This is a genomic window from Amycolatopsis sp. NPDC033938, assembly GCF_055575975.1.
Genome location: NZ_JBVIRO010000016.1, coordinates 60,979 through 77,433, shown reverse-complemented (window position 1 = coordinate 77,433; position 16,455 = coordinate 60,979). Strand labels below are relative to the sequence as shown.

General features: G+C 69.1%; 16 protein-coding genes. 13 read left to right on the top strand and 3 right to left on the bottom strand.

Features of this window, described 5'->3' with window-relative positions; translation table 11 throughout:
- The first annotated feature begins 167 nt into the window (after nucleotides 1-167).
- The 4 genes from ACZ5ZX_RS31570 (at nucleotide 168) to ACZ5ZX_RS31555 (ending at nucleotide 5,413) form a co-directional block, all read left to right on the top strand.
- Nucleotides 168-2,147, top strand: a complete 1,980-nt coding sequence (locus tag ACZ5ZX_RS31570) for an APC family permease (protein ID WP_465505626.1) — start codon at nucleotides 168-170, stop codon at nucleotides 2,145-2,147.
- Between the two features lie 61 nt (nucleotides 2,148-2,208).
- The gene (locus tag ACZ5ZX_RS31565) at nucleotides 2,209-3,771 is read left to right on the top strand and encodes an adenylate/guanylate cyclase domain-containing protein (RefSeq protein ID WP_465505625.1); all 1,563 of its coding nucleotides are present in this window, start codon (nucleotides 2,209-2,211) and stop codon (nucleotides 3,769-3,771) included.
- A 187-nt stretch (nucleotides 3,772-3,958) separates the two neighbouring features.
- Complete coding sequence (locus tag ACZ5ZX_RS31560; protein WP_465505624.1) at nucleotides 3,959-4,630, top strand: papain-like cysteine protease family protein; 672 nt, start codon at nucleotides 3,959-3,961, stop codon at nucleotides 4,628-4,630.
- A gap of 9 nt (nucleotides 4,631-4,639) precedes the next feature.
- Nucleotides 4,640-5,413 (top strand): hypothetical protein, encoded by a 774-nt coding sequence (locus ACZ5ZX_RS31555; protein ID WP_465505623.1) that lies wholly within the window; start codon nucleotides 4,640-4,642, stop codon nucleotides 5,411-5,413.
- On the opposite strand, the gene ACZ5ZX_RS31550 is transcribed toward ACZ5ZX_RS31555, so the two are convergent.
- Together ACZ5ZX_RS31550 and ACZ5ZX_RS31545 are read right to left on the bottom strand one after the other, a co-directional pair.
- On the bottom strand, nucleotides 5,400-6,335 hold the full coding sequence (locus ACZ5ZX_RS31550) for a helix-turn-helix domain-containing protein (protein WP_465505622.1): 936 nt from the start codon (nucleotides 6,333-6,335) through the stop codon (nucleotides 5,400-5,402). The two genes, ACZ5ZX_RS31555 and ACZ5ZX_RS31550, sit on opposite strands and share 14 nt — an antisense overlap.
- A gap of 92 nt (nucleotides 6,336-6,427) precedes the next feature.
- The gene (locus ACZ5ZX_RS31545; protein WP_465505621.1) at nucleotides 6,428-7,615 is read right to left on the bottom strand and encodes a cytochrome P450; all 1,188 of its coding nucleotides are present in this window, start codon (nucleotides 7,613-7,615) and stop codon (nucleotides 6,428-6,430) included.
- Between the two features lie 22 nt (nucleotides 7,616-7,637).
- On the opposite strand from ACZ5ZX_RS31545, the gene ACZ5ZX_RS31540 reads away from it, so the two are divergent.
- On the top strand, nucleotides 7,638-8,711 hold the full coding sequence (locus tag ACZ5ZX_RS31540) for a M20 family metallopeptidase (RefSeq protein WP_465505620.1): 1,074 nt from the start codon (nucleotides 7,638-7,640) through the stop codon (nucleotides 8,709-8,711).
- Nucleotides 8,712-8,887: 176 nt separating this feature from the next.
- Here the strand turns inward: ACZ5ZX_RS31540 and ACZ5ZX_RS31535 are convergent, their stop codons facing one another.
- Nucleotides 8,888-9,283, bottom strand: coding sequence for a RidA family protein (locus ACZ5ZX_RS31535; protein WP_465505743.1), 396 nt, complete (start codon nucleotides 9,281-9,283; stop codon nucleotides 8,888-8,890).
- 91 nt (nucleotides 9,284-9,374) lie between these two features.
- Between ACZ5ZX_RS31535 and ACZ5ZX_RS31530 the strand changes: the two genes are divergently transcribed.
- The 8 genes from ACZ5ZX_RS31530 (at nucleotide 9,375) to ACZ5ZX_RS31495 (ending at nucleotide 16,423) form a co-directional block, all read left to right on the top strand.
- A complete protein-coding gene (locus ACZ5ZX_RS31530; protein WP_465505619.1) occupies nucleotides 9,375-10,355 on the top strand; it encodes a helix-turn-helix transcriptional regulator in 981 nt (326 codons plus the stop codon).
- 57 nt (nucleotides 10,356-10,412) lie between these two features.
- Complete coding sequence (locus ACZ5ZX_RS31525; RefSeq protein ID WP_465505618.1) at nucleotides 10,413-10,685, top strand: hypothetical protein; 273 nt, start codon at nucleotides 10,413-10,415, stop codon at nucleotides 10,683-10,685.
- A gap of 69 nt (nucleotides 10,686-10,754) precedes the next feature.
- Nucleotides 10,755-12,575: a glutamine--fructose-6-phosphate transaminase (isomerizing) gene (gene glmS / locus ACZ5ZX_RS31520; protein WP_465505617.1), complete on the top strand. Its 1,821-nt coding sequence runs from the start codon at nucleotides 10,755-10,757 to the stop codon at nucleotides 12,573-12,575.
- Between the two features lie 125 nt (nucleotides 12,576-12,700).
- Nucleotides 12,701-13,096 carry a DUF6069 family protein gene (locus tag ACZ5ZX_RS31515; protein ID WP_465505616.1) on the top strand — a complete coding sequence of 132 codons (396 nt, stop codon included), beginning with the start codon at nucleotides 12,701-12,703 and terminating at the stop codon, nucleotides 13,094-13,096.
- 28 nt (nucleotides 13,097-13,124) lie between these two features.
- On the top strand, nucleotides 13,125-13,484 hold the full coding sequence (locus ACZ5ZX_RS31510; protein ID WP_465505615.1) for a YciI family protein: 360 nt from the start codon (nucleotides 13,125-13,127) through the stop codon (nucleotides 13,482-13,484).
- On the top strand, nucleotides 13,484-14,686 hold the full coding sequence (locus tag ACZ5ZX_RS31505) for an RNA polymerase sigma factor (RefSeq protein ID WP_465505614.1): 1,203 nt from the start codon (nucleotides 13,484-13,486) through the stop codon (nucleotides 14,684-14,686). Before ACZ5ZX_RS31510 ends, ACZ5ZX_RS31505 begins: the two co-directional genes overlap by 1 nt.
- A 13-nt stretch (nucleotides 14,687-14,699) precedes the next feature.
- Nucleotides 14,700-15,593 carry a carbohydrate ABC transporter permease gene (locus ACZ5ZX_RS31500; RefSeq protein ID WP_465505613.1) on the top strand — a complete coding sequence of 298 codons (894 nt, stop codon included), beginning with the start codon at nucleotides 14,700-14,702 and terminating at the stop codon, nucleotides 15,591-15,593.
- A 2-nt stretch (nucleotides 15,594-15,595) separates the two neighbouring features.
- Nucleotides 15,596-16,423, top strand: coding sequence for a carbohydrate ABC transporter permease (locus tag ACZ5ZX_RS31495; RefSeq protein ID WP_465505612.1), 828 nt, complete (start codon nucleotides 15,596-15,598; stop codon nucleotides 16,421-16,423).
- Nucleotides 16,424-16,455 lie beyond the last annotated feature (32 nt).

Here is a 16,455-nt window from a genome sequence, read left to right as displayed (position 1 = left end):
CGGGCCAGGCGCACTTAAGGCGGGGCAACTAAAACCGGGGCCGGTCTTGGCACTTCGGGGCATTGGGGTTAAACCCCCAAACCCCCACCCAACACCCAACCCGGCCCAGCGCCACCAGGGGAAGTCCGGCATGCTGTGCCCGAACGTGAAGGTCGGGGAGGAATGGTATGTCCGAGGTCCCAGAACACGCTGTGCCGGAACGGGTGGACAGCCCGGTCCGGCAGGCCGCGCCGTCGGGGAAGGTCGGCCGGTGGCTGATGGAGCACCGGGTCCAGCCCGTCGGCCCGGAAAGCCATGACGAGCACACCACCCCGCAGTCGTGGTGGAAGGTCATGTGCCTCACCGGTGTGGACTACTTCTCCACGCTGTCGTACCTCCCCGGCATCGCCGCGCTGGCCGCGGGCGCGCTTTCGCCGCTGGCGACGCTGCTGATCGTCGCGCTCACCCTGCTCGGCATGCTGCCGATGTACCGGCGGGTGGCGAAGGAAAGCCCGCACGGCCAGGGTTCGGTCGCGATGCTGGAACACCTGCTGCCGTTCTGGCGCGGCAAGCTCTTCGTGCTGGTGCTGCTGGGTTTCGTCGCGACCTCGTGGATCATCACCATCACCCTGTCCTCGGCCGACGCCACCGTGCACGCGCTGGAGAACCCGCTCGCCCCGGCATTCCTGCATGGGCACGAGGTGCTGATCACGGTGATCCTGCTGCTGATCCTCGGCGGGGTGTTCCTGCTCGGGTTCAGCGAGGCGGTCGGCGTCGCGATCCCGCTGGTCGCCATCTTCCTGCTGCTGAACGCGGTGGTGGTGGTCGCCGGGGTGGGCGAGGTGCTCACCGAACCCGGCGCACTGGACCGCTGGCTGGACGCGCTGACCTCCGGCGGTGGCGGAATCGGCGGTGTCGTCGGCCCGGCGATCCTCGCGTTCCCCTTGCTGGTACTCGGTTTGTCCGGTTTCGAGACCGGCGTGAGCATGATGCCACTGGTGGCGGCCAAGGGTGAGAACGCCGAGCGGAAACTGGCGGACCGCATCCGCAACACCCGCAAACTGCTCACCGTCGCCGCGCTGATCATGTCGGTGTACCTGATCGCGACCAGCTTCGTGACCACGGTCCTGATCCCGGCGGAGAAGTTCAAACCGGGCGGCGAAGCGAACGGCCGCGCGCTGGCGTACCTCGCCCATGAACTGCTGGGCGAAGCGGTCGGCACCGCCTACGACATCAGCAGCATCCTGATCCTCTGGTTCGCCGGGGCGTCGGCGATGGCCGGGCTGATCAACATCGTGCCGCGGTATCTGCCCGCATACGGGATGGCCCCGGACTGGGCAAGGGCCGTCCGTCCGGTGGTGCTGGTCTACACCGCGATCTGCGTCCTGGTCACGATCATCTTCAACGCCGACGTCAACGCGCAGGCCGGGGCGTACGCCACCGGGATCCTCGCGATGATGGTGTCGGCTTCGGTCGCCGTGGCGATCTCCGCGGCGAAAAGGCGGCAGCGCAAGGCCGCGATCGCCTTCGCCGTCCTGACGCTGATCCTCATCTACGCCTTGGTGGAGAACGTCATCGAGAAGCCCGACGGGCTCACGATCTCCGCGTTCTTCATCATCGGGATCATCGTCGTGTCGCTGGTCTCGCGGGTCAGCCGGACCACCGAACTGCGCGTCGAGCACATCGAGTTCGACGAACCCGCCCGCCGGTTCATCACCGAATCGATCGAACACGACAACGCGCTGACCATCATCGCGAACCGTCGTCAGGCCGGGGACGCGGACGAGTACCGGGCGAAGGAGGCCGAACAGCGCGGCATGAACCCGGTGCCCGGCGCCGCCGACGTGCTCTTCCTCGAGATCGACGTCATCGACCCGTCCGGTTTCAGTGACGTGCTGAAGGTCCGCGGTGTCGAGATCGAAGGGTTCCGGGTGCTGCGCGCGGAAAGTCCCGCGGCGCCGAACGCGATCGCCGCGATCCTGCTCGCCCTGCGGGACAACACCGGCGTGCGGCCGCAGTGCCATTTCGAGTGGAGTGAGGGCAATCCGCTCGGACACCTGTTCCGCTACCTGATCCTCGGCCGCGGCGACACCGCCCCGGTGGTCCGCGAAATCATCCGCACCAGCGAACGCGACCCGGCCCGGCGCCCCGGCATCCACGTCGGCTGACCCACGGGGCGGATTTCGGTGTACATTCGTTCACTCAAACCGGGTGAACGGCGGGAACAGGGTGCGACCAGTCAAAGAGTCCTCTGCTCGGGAGCGCGGCCAAGGGCCGTTCGGCTCGTGGCTGCTCGGCCCGCTGTACCAGGACGTGGCCGTGTTGCGCCGTCGCGTCCAGGGTCTGCTCACCGGGACGCTGATCGCGACCAACGTCATCGGCGCGCTGATCGTGGTGGGGCTGGCCGCCCTGCTCATGCCCGCTCCCGGGATGTCCGGCGAGCTGGTCCGGGTCACCGCGATCGCGGTGCCCGTGTACGTGGTCTCCGCGGTCGTCGTCGGCGCGCTGTGGGGCACCCGTGGCGCGCTGCGGACGTTGCGCTGGGCGGGCGACGGCCGGACGCCGACCGAAGCGGAGCGTGTCGCGAGCCTGCGGGTCCCCTTGCGCCTGACGCTGGTCCAAGCGGTCCTGTGGGGTGTCGCGACCGTGGTGTTCGGCGCGCTGGCCGCGCTGGTGCAGCCGAAGGTCGTGCTGACCGAACTGCTCGTCGTCGCGTTCGCCGGCGTGGTCGTCTGCGCGATCGCGTATCTGGCGGGCGAGTTCATCCTGCGGCCGTACGCGGCCTTGGCCTTGGCGGGCACCTCACCCGAGCGGCCGCTCAGCGGCGGGGTGAACCTGCGGATGTTGCTGTTCTGGTGCCTCGGCACCGGGGTTCCGGTGGCCGGGCTGGTGGTCACGGCGATCCTGGCCTGGGTGCGCGGCGACGTGTCGACCACGAAGCTCGCGGTCTCGGTCATCGCGCTCGGCATGGTGGTGCTGTGCTTCGGCTTGCTGGTGACCGTGTTCACCGCCCGCGCCGTGGTGAACCCGATCCGGTCGGTGCAGCATGCCCTCGGCCGGGTGCGGGCAGGCGACTTCGCCGTGGAGATCCCGGTCTACGACGGCACCGAACTCGGCCTGCTCCAAGCGGGCTTCAACGGGATGGCCGCCGGACTCGCCGAACGCGAACGTTTGCGCGACCTGTTCGGCAGGCACGTCGGCGAGGAGGTCGCGATCGAGGCGATGCGCACCTCGGCCGAACTCGGTGGCACGGTGCGGACGGTGTCGGTGCTGTTCGTCGATCTGATCGGCTCGACCACGCTGGCCGCGAGCCGTCCGCCGGAAGAGGTCGTCGGACTGCTCAACCGGTTCTTCGCGGTGGTGGTCGACGAGGTCGACCGCAACCACGGGCTGGTCAACAAGTTCGTCGGTGACGCCGTGCTCGCGATCTTCGGCGCACCGGTGCGCTTGACCGACCACGCGACCCTCGCGCTGTCGGCGGGCAGGGCGATCGGGCGCAGGCTGGCGGCGGAGGTCCCGGAATGCCCGGCCGGGATCGGGGTGGCGACGGGTGAGGTGGTGGCCGGGAACGTCGGCGACCCACGGCGGTTCGAATACACGGTGATCGGCGACCCGGTCAACGAGGCCGCCCGGCTGACCGAGCTGGCGAAGAACGTCGAAGCCAGGTTGCTCGCTTCGTGGACGGCGGTCGAGTCGGCGTCCGAAGACGAGGCCGGGCACTGGAAGGCGACCGAGGACGTCACCCTGCGGGGCCGCACCAGGCCCACGACCCTGGCGACACCGGAGTCCTGAACTTCGGCGCCGTGCCGGATTCACAGCCTTTGTGAACGGGTCGTGAATCTTGCGCGAAGGCCCGTGTCTCGTCAGCCCGGGTGCTGTGAACGATCACAGCGTTTCCCTTGCGCCCGATGAGGCCGTTGTCCCCGGAATCGGGACAGCGCACGGTGATCTCCCCATCCCCGTGTCAAAGGAGACATCTGTGAAGAGCCTATCGAGGGCCGCGCTGGCGACCGGAGCCGCCGTCTTCGCGCTGACCATGGTGCCCGCCGCCGCTCTCGCACAGCCGGACGGCGCCGGTGACCGGCCCAGTGGTCTGATCCAGACCCAGACCCACACCCAGGTCCGCGAGGTCACGCCCGTGGCGGGGACCGCGACCACGCTCGCCGCGTCGGCCGCCTCCAAGCAGCTGAACTACACCCAGCAGGTGCAGCAGTACAACCAGTGGTGCTGGGCAGCGGACGGTTCGAGCATCGAGCAGTCGCAGGGCGGAACCGCCAGCCAGGCCCAGTTCTGCGCCGCGGGCAAGGGAACGTCGGCCGGGTATTGCCCGAACCAGGCGGCCCAGATCTACGAGATCGTCCGCGGTTTCCGGGGCACCGGCTTCTCCGCGCAGGACGCGGGCGGCCCGATCGGCTTCAGCTCGGTCGTCAGCCAGATCGACTCCGGAATCCTGAATCTGACGGGGATCTACTGGACTTCGGGCGGTGGCCACGCCGAGGTGATCTACGGCTACGACTCGACGAACCAGTCGATCATGGTCGGCGACCCGTGGCCGACGTATCAGCGTTACCAGACCTGGAACTACAACCAGTACCGGAGCAACGGTCAGTTCCGCTGGAACGACACCATCGTCAACATCCGGAAGGGCTGAGCCGCGGTCATGAACAGGATCTGCCGGAAGTTCTCCGGTTGTCTCGTGGTGGCCGTCGCGATGCTCCTGCCCGCCACACTGCCCGCCGCGGCGAGCGAGGGAGTCGTCCCGCCCTCGGCCGACGAACTCGCGGCCGCCGTGCGCGTCGCCGGGCAGCCGAACGCGATCGGTCTCGCGAGATCGAACTTCCGGCAGGTCGACCACCTAGAACCGCGACAGATCACGATGGCGGACAAGGGTTTCCCGGTCTACAGCCTCAATCCCGACTTCGTCAGGGGTATCGCCGGGGCACCGGCGGGCGTGCTGAGATCCGTCGCCGTCACGGCCACCGCGGATTCCGGCCAGAAGGCCACGCTGCAGGCGATGCCGGAAAGCCGGGGAACGTGGGTCGCGGCGAGCGTGTTCTCCGGAAACGACGAAGAGACCCTGAGCGCGCGGCTGCGTCCCGGTTCGGTCCTGCTCAACGAGCCCCAGATCAACGGCTGGTACGAACTGGGGCCGGACGGCGTGGTGCTCCTGCGGGCGAGTCTGCCGCAGTCGCCGGTGGGGAAGTTCGTCCCGCTTCCCGAATACCAGCGGGCGGTGCACGACCGCTACGCGGACAAGCTGCCGGGATCGGACTATCAGCGCAATCGTGGGATCGGCTTCGCGCAAGCGGGTTCCGCGCCCGTGGAAAGCGGCCCGCCGCTCGCGGTCGTGGCCGGCCTGGTCGCCGCCGGTGTCGCCGGGCTGGGCGCCGTGGTGTTCGTGGTGCGCCGGAAGCGCCGGCTCACTCCCAGATGAGGTCGATCCCCGCGATCCCGACGTCGAGACCCTCGAAATAGGCGCTGACCGAAGCACCCTGGCCCGGATGCAGCGGCTCGCTGACCACGGGGGCCAGTTCTTCACGCTCGCGCACGGTTTTGACGCATCTGGCCGGAATCGCGCCGGCGTCGAAACGCAACCGAAGCAGGTACGCCGACATGCGAGACCGCACTGTCCGGTGAAAGCAGGTCGAACGAACGGAGGCGGCGAGCCGCAGGGTGAACGCGAAGGTATGGGTTTCCCCTTCGGCCAAGCCACGGTCGAAGAGAAGCTCGAACACCATCCCCGGCGACGAGGTGCTTCGGCGCACTCTGCCTTTCCGGCAGCCGTCGGCGGCGAAGACCGTGGTGGCCTCCATATCGGTACCGGGTTCGTCCTGGTGGGTCACCACGAAGCCGTCCGCGCCGGACTCCCGCGCCCGCACCACCATGGTCGAGGTGATCTCCGCGATCCGCCCCTGCGCGGTCATGGTCAGCACGTCGAAGACGGTCACGACATCGAGCTTCGCGTTCACCGCCGCACCGGGGGATTCGCTCAGCTCGTCCAGCAGGGTGCAGGTTTCGGTCCAGCTCTGCCGCAGTTCCGTCAGCGACGGCCTGCGGTCGCTTTCACCGGGACGGCGTTGCGGGCCGATCAGGACGATCAGGCTGTCCGGGGCGAGGCCCAGCACCGCTTCGAGCGCGCGGACGACGTCGAGCGAGCGCGGCGTCGACGGATGCCGGAGCCCGCGTTGCCAATAGCTCAACGTCGACTCGGCCACGGAAACGCCGCGTGCCGCCAGATGCGCGCGGATACGGGACAAGGACAGTCCGCGATGCTCCACCGCTTCGGAAAGCGCGCGGGAGAAAGGACCGAACCTGACCGCGCTCGCCGTGCCGGGTTCCTTGCGTTGCTGGTACATGGGCACCCCCACCACGCCGGGTTGGCGCACAGCATGCGCAGTCCGGCGGCGGACGGCAACCGTCTAAGGTCGAAAACCGGACTTTCTTCCCCTCAGGCGAATTCGAGCCGCAGGCTTTCGAGGCCGCGCAGCGTCACCTGCTTCACCCAGACCGGATCAGCGGTCGGCTGGAAGGCGCGACCCGTGCCGAGGAGCGCCTCGAAGACCGAGCGGCCTTCCAACCGTGCCAACGGGGCGCCGAGGCAGAAGTGGATGCCTTGTCCCAGCGCGAGATGCCTCGGCGAAGAGCGGTCGATGTCGAAGCGGTCCGGGTCCTCGTGTGTTCGGGGATCGCGGTTGGCCGCTCCCAGCAGCACGACCGTTTGCGCGCCGGCGCCGACGGACTCGCCGCCAACGGTCGCGTCCCGTAAGGCGGTGCGCGTGGTCAGCTGGACAGGGGAGTCGTAGCGGAGTATCTCTTCGACCGCGTTCGGGATCTTCGACCGATCCTCGGCCAGCGCCCGCGACTGCGCGGGATTCCTCAGCAGCGCGAGGATCCCGTTGCCGATGAGGTTGGTCGTCGTCTCGTGCCCGGCGACCAGCAGGAGCATCGCGGTGATCACCAGTTCGCCCTCGCTGAGCCTGTCGCCCTCGTCGGACACCGACACCAGATCGGAGAACAGGTCGCCGGTCGGCCGTTCGCGCCGCTCCTTCGCCAGATCACGGAAATAGGCGACGAACTCGCGCCGGGCGGCGACCGCCGCGGCGACCGTTTCGTCCGCGATCAGGAAGGACGGGTCGAGCGCCCGTCCCATCGCGTGCGACCACCCTTCGAACCGGTCACGGTCGGCCAGTGGCACGCCGAGCATCTCGCTGATGACGGTGACCGGGAGCGGCCTCGCGATCTCGTCCATCAGGTCGAACTCGCCCATTTCGAGCGCCTTCTCGACCAGTTCCTTCGACAGCTCTTCGATTCTCGGCGCGAGCTGCTCGACCATCCTCGGGGTGAACGCCTTGGAGACCAGCCGCCGCAGCCGCGTGTGATCGGGCGGATCGAGACCGAGAAACGAGCGGATCACCCGGCCCTGCTCGTCCACCGGCTCGTTCTCGTGCGGGTTCGGCAGCACCTCCGGCTCGGGGTGGCCGAACGCGGGGTTCCGCAGCAGCGCGGCCGCTTCCTCGAATCCGCTCACCACGAAGAACCGGTCGTTCAGCTTCAGCACCGGCCCGCGATCGAACACCTGGCGGTAGAACGGGTACGGGTCGGCCCTGGTCTCCGGGGTGAGGAGGTTTTCCAGCATGGCCTGATCCTAGGGTGTCGGGGTGACAGTGGACGCGATGATCGAAGACCTCAGGACGCTCGTCGAAATCGAGTCCCCCTCGGGGGACATCGAGGCTTTGACGGCGTCTGCCGAAGCGGTGGCCGCCCTCATCGGGAAGCGCCTCGGCGGAACGGCGACCTTGGTGGAAAGCGCCGCGGGGCCCCATGTCTGGTGGTCCGGCGGTGGCGAACCCCGGGTGCTGATCCTCGGGCACCACGACACCGTGTTCCCGATCGGGACGCTGGCACGCCGCCCGTTCGCGGTGGCCGACGGCCGGGTGACCGGGCCCGGCGTGTTCGACATGCTCGGCGGACTGGTGCAGGCGATCCACGGCCTGGCGGCGCTCGACGACCTGACCGGCGTCGAGATCCTGGTCACGGCGGACGAGGAAACGGGCTCGCACGAGTCCAGGGCGCTCATCGAGGAACGAGCGCGCGCGTGCGGCGCGGTGCTCGTGTTCGAAGGCGCGGCCGACGGGGGAGGCCTCAAGATCGGCCGCAAGGGCTGCGGCACGTTCGAGGTGGTCGTCAAAGGCCGGGCGTCGCATGCCGGCCTCGAACCCGAAGCCGGGGTGAACGCGCTGACCGAAGCCGCGCATCAGGTGCTGGACATCGTGGCGATCGGCAGGCCCGAAAGCGGCACCACCGTCACCCCCACGGTGGCGAGCGCGGGCACCGGAAGCAACGTCGTCCCCGCCGAGGCCCGCGTCGTCGTGGACGTCCGTGTCGAGTCGGCCGCCGAAAAGGAACGCGTCGAGGCGGCGTTCGCCGCGCTGACCCCGCGCCTCGACGGCGCGGAGCTCACGGTGCTGGGCGGGATCCACCGGCCGCCGATGCCCGAGTCCGCCGCCGCGAGCCTGTTCGCCGTGGCCAAAGGCCTGTTGCCCGGAGCCGAGGGCGTCGCGGTCGGCGGTGGCAGTGACGGCAATTTCACGGCCGCGCTCGGCATCCCGACCCTCGACGGCCTGGGCGCTGTCGGGGGCGGCGCCCACGCGGACCACGAATACCTGCTGGTCGATTCGATGGTGGAGCGGGCGGGGCTGGTCACCGGTCTGGTGCGGGCGATCCGGTCCTGACAAAGAGATCTCGCACCCTCACGAATGTCCACAAGGGAGAGTCGTGAGTGGTGAAGAGCGAATCCTCTCTTAGGTGCCTACGCGTGGCCTGCCGGCCTGGCTCGCGGTGAAGCGCGTGAAGGCCCCCTTCCCTCGGCTCAGCCGAGGGAAGGGGGCCTTCACGCGCAGCCCGCACCTCAAGCGACGGCGGTCCCCTCCAGCTCCACCATCAGGGGCGGGATCGCCAGCCGGGTCACCCCGAGCATCGTGGTGGTCGGTGCCACCCCGGCGGCGCCGAGCCGCGACGCCAGCACGCCGTAGTGCTGGAAAAGCAGGTCGACGTCGGTGGTGTAGACGCTGAGCCGGACGAGGTTCCCCAGGCTCATGCCCGCCTCGCCGAGAACGGCCTCCAGATTGTCGAGGCTCAGCGCCAGCTGCGCCGCCATGTCCCCGGGATGCCGGGGTTCACCTTCGCCGCTCATCGCGGTCTGCCCGGCGCAGTACAGGGTCCGGGTCTGCCCGGTGACGATCTCGCCCTGGTTGTAGCCCATCGCCACCGACCAACCCCACGGGTTGACCGCCGTTCGTTCCAGTGTCACTTGTGCTCCATTCGTTTTCAGCTGCGGTGGAAGCCTCCCAACGAATCACGACATCCTGTGTCGTGTATTCCGCTAGGGTTTCCGGATGCGTGCCGACCGGTTGGTCTCGCTGGTCCTGCTGCTGCGACGGCGCGGACGGCTGTCCGCGGCCACGCTGGCCCGCGAACTGGAGGTCTCCACCCGCACCGTGCTGCGCGACATCGACGCGCTGTCCGTGGCAGGTGTGCCGGTGTACGCCGAACGCGGCAGGCACGGCGGGTTCTCCTTGCTGCCGGGTTTCCAGACCGAGCTCACCGGCCTGAATCACGACGAGGCCCTCGCCCTGCTGATCGCCGGATCGAGGCGGGGCGCGCAGGCGTTCGGTCTCGGTTCGGCGCTCGCTTCGGCCATGCTCAAGGTGGTCGACGCGCTCCCCGAGAGTCATCGCGAAACCGCGGCAGGCGTGGCCGAACGTTTGCTCATCGACCCGGAGACGGACCTGCTCACCCGCCGGGTGGCCGCCGAGGAGGTGCCCGACGCCGTCGTGGCCGAGATCCGGCGCGCGGTGTTCGCCGGACGCAAGCTGCGTATCCGTTACGCGGCGACAGGTCAGCCGCCGCGGTGGCGGACGGTGGATCCGATCGGCATGGTCACCGTGCGCGAGCAGGGCTACTTGCTGGCCACGAGATCCGGCGCGGATCGCACCTACCGGCTGTCCCGGGTCTTGGCGGCCGAGGAACTCGACGAAGCCGCGGACCGGCCCGAACGGATCGATCTGGACCGGGCCTGGCGGGAGCGCGGGATCCGGTTCCGGACCGGCGGCGACCAGATCGCCGTGCTGGTCCGGATCGACCCGGCGCGGCGGGAGGAGTTGCTGGACACGGCGCTGGCCGTGCGGTCCGAAGAGGTCGAGACGGACGGACGGCTGCGGCTGGAGGTGACCTTCCAGGACGCGCGGCACGCCGAATGGGCGCTGTGGCAGCTCGGCACGAGCGCGGAAGCACTCGCTCCGCAGTCGTTGCGTACCGCCCTCCGCGACCGCGCCACGGCCGTCGCTGCGCACTACAGCGAGCCGTCCGACTGCTAGAACGCCAGTTCTTGCCCGATTTCGGGCAAGAACTGGCATTTCGACCTCCCGCTGTGCATGATGGGGACCGTGGAGGACGCGGAGCTCGTCGAGCAGGTGGCCTTGTCGACGGGGCTGTCGACGGCCATCGCCGCACGCGTCGTCGAGGACGTCCTGGCGTTCTACCGGCAACCGGTCGAGCAGTTCGTCCGGACGAGGCACACCCAGTTACAGGCCGAGGGCAGGAAGAACCCCGAGATCTTCCCGCTGATCGCCGGGGAACTGGGCCGTCGGCTCGTCGCGCCTCCCGATCTGTCCGAGCGGCAGCTACGCCGCATCGTCTACGGCTGACGGAGCACGCCGCGCGGCAAGGGCCTGCGCGGGAAACCGTCCGTTCTTCCTTTGTGAGGTTGACTCGTCATGTGCGGAATCGTCGGCTACATCGGTGGCCAGAACGCCGCCCCGATCCTGATCGAGGGGCTGACGCGGCTGGAGTATCGCGGCTACGACTCGGCCGGGATCTCGGTACTGGGCGGCAAAGGCGCCCAGGTGCACCGGATCGTGGGGCGCGTGCGGAATCTGACCGCGGCCCTGCCGAAGCGGCTCGGGGGCAAGGTCGGCATCGGGCATACGAGGTGGGCGACGCACGGTCCGGCGACCGAGGCGAACGCGCATCCGCACGTCTCCGAGGACGGCCGGATCTCCGTGGTGCACAACGGGATCATCGACAACGCCGTCAGCCTGCGCGAGCAGCTCGGCCAGGCCGGGGTGAAGCTGACCTCCGAGACCGACACCGAGGTGCTCGCCCATCTCATCGCGCGGTCGGACGCGAAGACCCTCGAAGACGCTGTCGTCGAAGCCGTTTCCCGGATCACCGGTACCTACGCGATCGCGGTGACCGACACCGAGCATCCCGACCGCGTCGTGGTCGCGCGGAACGGTTCGCCGTTGATCATCGGCGTCGGTGACCGGGAGATGTTCGTGGCCAGCGACCTGTCCGCGCTGGTCCGCCACACCTCGCAGGTCGTGCACCTCGACGACGGCGAGTTCGCCAGTGTCTCGGCCACGGGTTACCGCACCTTCACCGTCGACGAAAGCGACACCGGCAAGGCCGCGACCGCGATCGACATCAAGGCCGACGACCTCGACCTCGCCGGGCACCAGCACTACATGTACAAGGAGATCCAGGAGCAGTCGGAGTCCTTGGAGCGGATGATCCGCGGCCGTCTCGACGACCGGTTCGGGGTGTCCCGTTTGGACGGTCTGAACCTGACTCCGCGTGACCTGCGCGGATTCGCCAGGGTGAAGATCCTCGGCTGCGGTTCCGCGTATTACGCCGGCCAGATCGGCGCGACCATGATCGAGGAGCTGGCGCGGGTCCCGGCCGACGCCGAGGCCGCGTCGGAATTCCGTTACCGCAACCCCATCATCGAAGCGGACACCCTCTACATCGCGGTCAGCCAGTCCGGCGAGACCGCGGACACCGCCTTCGCCGTCGAAGAGGTCAAGCGCAAGGGCGGCCGGGTAGTCGGTCTGGTCAACGTCGTCGGCTCGACGATCGCGCGGGCCTGCGAGGGTGGTCTGTACCTGCACGCCGGTCCCGAGATCGCGGTCGCCTCGACCAAGGCGCTCACCAATATGGCCGTCGGGTTCGCGATGATCGCGCTGGCGCTGGGCCGGGTCCGCGATCTGTCCAACGCGGACGGACAGCGGATCGTCGCGGCGATCCGGGCCCTGCCGGGGCAGGTCGCGGAAATCGTGGCGGCGGAGGCCGAGATCGCCGAGCACGCCAAGACGTGCGCGGACGCGCGGAGCCTGTTCTTCGTCGGCCGCGTCCGTGGCTTCCCGGTGGCGCGGGAAGGCGCGCAGAAGTTCAAGGAGATCTCCTACCGGCACGCCGAGGCCTACCAGACCTCGGAACTCAAACACGGCCCGCTCGCGCTGATCGACGACTCGGTGCCGACGGTCGCCATCGTGCCGTTCGACGACCTCGCCGACCGGAACCTCGCCGCGGTGCAGCAGATCAAGGCCCGCAAGGGTCCGGTACTGGCGATCACGCACGACGACGTGGACTTCGGCGAACTCGACGTGCCGCGGTTCGTGGTCCCGCGTTCGGAGCCGGAACTCGACCCGATCCTGCTCACGATCCCGCTGCAGCTGCTGGCCTACCACGCCGCGCTGATCCTCGGCCACGACATCGACAAGCCGCGGAACCTCGCGAAGTCCGTCACCGTGGAGTGAGCCCTGCCCGGCGGGCGAAGATTTCTCCGGATTTTTTTCGCGATGATGTCGAATGGCGTCGAGCCCGTTCGTAGCCAAGGTGAGAGACCGGCACCGGGCCGGTCACCGCTCACCGGAGGCTCACGATGTCCATCGCCACCACCGCTCCCGCGAAATCCCTGCTCATCGGCGGTTCGACCGCCACGGTCGTCGCCGCCGTGGCGACCGCGGCGGTCGCCGCCGCCGGAGACGTCGCCGGGATCAGCCTCGCCGTCGGCGGCGCGCCGATCCCGGCGCCGGGGTTCGCCGTGCTGACCGTCGTCTTCTCCATGGTCGGCCTGGTGCTGGCCTTGGTGCTGGCCCGCTCGGTCCGCCGTCCCCGCCTGGTCTTCGTGCGGACCACGGTCGTGCTCACCGCGCTGTCACTGGTGCCGGATGTGCTCGCGGACGCCTCCACCGCCACGAAGCTCCTGCTGATGTTGACTCATGTGGTCGCGGCCGCGATCGTCATCCCGGTCATCGCCCGCCGTCTGTCCGCCTGAGCACGCCGATCCCCTGAGGGAGCCCGCCATGAGGCAGTACCTGCTAGCCGTCCAGTTCGACGAAAGCGCGCCGCCGGAGCCCGAGGACGAGGTGCGCGCGATGATGGCCAGGACGGGCAGGGTCACCGACGAGATGAAGGCCGCCGGTTCCTGGGTGTTCGTCGGCGGCCTGCAGCACTCGGACGCCTCGACCGTCGTCCACCCCGCCAACGGACAGACCACGATCACCGACGGGCCGTTCGCGGAGACGAAGGAACAGCTCGGCGGGTTCTGGGTGATCCAGGTCGAAGACCTCGACCAGGCGCTGGCGTGGGCCGAGAAGTGCGCCTTGGCCTGCGGGCAGCCGATCGAGGTTCGCCCGTTCGACGACGGGTCGCGTCGGCGCTGATGGATCTGGACAGCATCTACCGGGCGGAATACGGCCGTTGCGTGGCCACGCTGACGCGTGTCCTCGGAGACATCGGGCTCGCCGAGGAGGCCGTGCAAGACGCGTTCGCGGTGGCCGTGCGGAAATGGGACGAGGCGCCGCCCAATCCCGGCGCGTGGATCGTGACCACCGCCCGCAACCGGGCGATCGACCGGCTCCGGCGGGAGTCCACCAGGGAAGCCCGGCACGCGCAAGCTTTGCTGCTGCACCAAGCCGACGAGCCGGAGGAGGTGGGACCGGTGCGCGACGACCAGCTCCGCATGATCTTCACCTGCTGCCACCCGGCGCTTTCGCCGCTCGCGCGAACCGCGCTCACCCTTCGCCTGATCGGCGGGCTGGAGGTGGCGGAGATCGCGCGGGCGTACCTGGTGCCGGAGGCGACCGTCGCCCAGCGGATCGTCCGCGCGAAGAAGAAGATCCGCGACGCGGGCATTCCGTACCGGGTGCCAGGAGACGCCGAACTCCCCGACCGGCTGACCTCCGTCCTCGCCGTGCTCTACCTCATCTTCAACGAGGGCTACACGTCGACGTCGGGGGAGCTGCTGCGGACGGATCTGTGCCTGGAAGCGGTACGCCTCGCCAGAGCGCTCGCCGGGCTGATGCCCGACGAACCGGAGGTGATCGGTCTGCTCGCACTGCTCCTGCTCACCGAAGCCCGCCGCCCCGCGCGGGTGGGACCGTCGGGGGAGCTGGTCGTGCTCGCGGAGCAGGACCGGTCGCGGTGGAACCGGGAGCTGATCGCCGAGGGACACGAGCTGGTGCGCCGATGTCTGCGCCGTGACCGGCCGGGGCCGTACCAGATACAGGCCGCGATCAACGCGGTCCACACGGACGGGCAGTCGACCGACTGGGCGCAGGTGCTCGCGCTCTACGACCAGCTCCTGCGCTTCAGCCCGTCGCCGGTCGTCGCGCTCAACCGCGCTGTCGCAGTCGCCGAGGTGCACGGTCCGGCGGCGGCGCTGGCGGCCGTCGACGAGCTGGACCTTCCTGGTTACCATCTGCTGCCGGCCACTCGTGCGGACCTGCTCGCCCGCCTCGGCCGGGCCGCCGACGCCGTCGCCGCCTACGACGAGGCGATCGCCTTGGTCACCAACGACACCGAACGAACCTTCCTGCAGACCCGGCGGTCTCGTCTCGTGAGTGAATGTCCGAACCACGGCTGAAGGAGGTGTCCGGTTGAGGCGACGGGACGAGCGGCTCGCCGGATACCTGATGACCGCGCCGTTCTACGTCCTGTTCGGCGTTTTCGGCCTCTTTCCCCTGCTCTACACCGCTTGGGTGGCGCTGCACCACTGGCATCTGATCAACGGTGACACCGGGTTCGCCGGGCTCGGCAACTTCGCCGTCCTGCTGCAGGACCCGAAGTTCTACAACGCGCTCTTCAACACGGTCAGCATCTTCGTCCTCGCGACCGTCCCGCAGCTGCTGGCCGCGCTCGGGCTCGCCGCGCTGCTCGATCGCCCCCTGCGCGCGCGGACCCTGTGGCGGGCCAGTGTGCTGTTGCCCAACGTCGTCTCGGTCGTGGCGGTGGCGCTGGTGTTCGGCCAGCTCTTCGCCGAGGACTACGGCGTCGTGAACTGGGCACTGGGACTGGTGGGCATCGACCCGGTGGAGTGGCACACGGATCGGTTCGCCTCGCATGTCGCGGTGAGCGCGATGGTGATGTGGCGCTGGACCGGCTACAACACGCTGCTCTATCTCGCGGCCATGCAGTCCGTGCCGCAGGAGCGTTACGACGCCGCCATGCTCGACGGCGCCTCGCGTTGGCGGAGCTTCTGGTCGATCACCGTGCCCGCGATCCGGCCCACGATCGCCTTCACCGTGGTGGTCTCGACCATCGCCGGGCTGCAGCTGTTCGCCGAGCCGCAGTTGTTCGACGACACCGGGGTCGCCGGGACGGGCGGCGCAGACCGGCAGTTCCAGACGCTCGCGATGTACTTGTACGAGAAGGGGATCGGCCAGTTCGACGCCGGATACGCGGCCGCCATCGCGTGGCTGCTCTTCCTGTTCTCGGCCGGGTTCGCGCTGGTCAACTTCTCGCTGGTGCGTCGCGTCCGGGGCGGTGAGTGACCGTGGCGGCGAGGGAACGGGCCGGCTTCGTCGTCTACGGGTCGCTGCTCGCCGTCGGCTTGGCTTCCCTTTTCCCGTTGTACTGGTCGTTCGTGGTGTCCTCAAAGGACAATTCCGCGCTCGGCGAGACCACGCCGCCGCTGGTGCCCGGCGGCAACCTGGTCGAGAACGTGCGCCGGGTCTTCGACACCGTCGACTTCTGGCTGGCGATGCAGAACTCGCTGATCGTCGCCGGCACGGTGACCGTGTCGAACGTGCTGCTGTCCAGTATGGCCGGATTCGCCTTCGCCCGGCTGCGTTTTCCCGGCCGTGACTCGCTTTTCCTCGTCGTCATCGGCACCGCCATGGTGCCCGCGCAACTCGGGGTCATCCCGCTCTACCTGGTGGTCGGCGAACTGGGCTGGTACGGGCGGCTGGAGGCGGTGATCGTGCCGGGACTGGTCGGCGCGTTCAGCGTCTTCTGGATGCGGCAGGCCTGCGAAGAGGCGATCCCGGCCGAACTGCTCGACGCCGGACGCGTCGACGGCTGTTCGCCGGCGCGGCTGTTCTGGAGCGTCGCCCTGCCCGCCATCCGCCCCCAGGCCGCCGTGCTCGCCATGCTGACGTTCATGACCGCCTGGAACGACTTCTTCTGGCCGCTGATCGTGCTCGACCCCAACGAGCACCCGACCGTCCAGGTGGCACTGTCCCGGCTGGCCAGCGGCTACTTCACCGACTACTCGCTCATGCTGACCGCGGCCACGATCGGCGTGCTGCCCGTCATCGTGCTGTTCATCGTCCTGGCCAGGAAGGTGGTCGACGGCGTCATGCGGGGCGCGCTACGAGGGTGAAAGCCCGTTGCGAGCCACCACGGCCGCGCCGT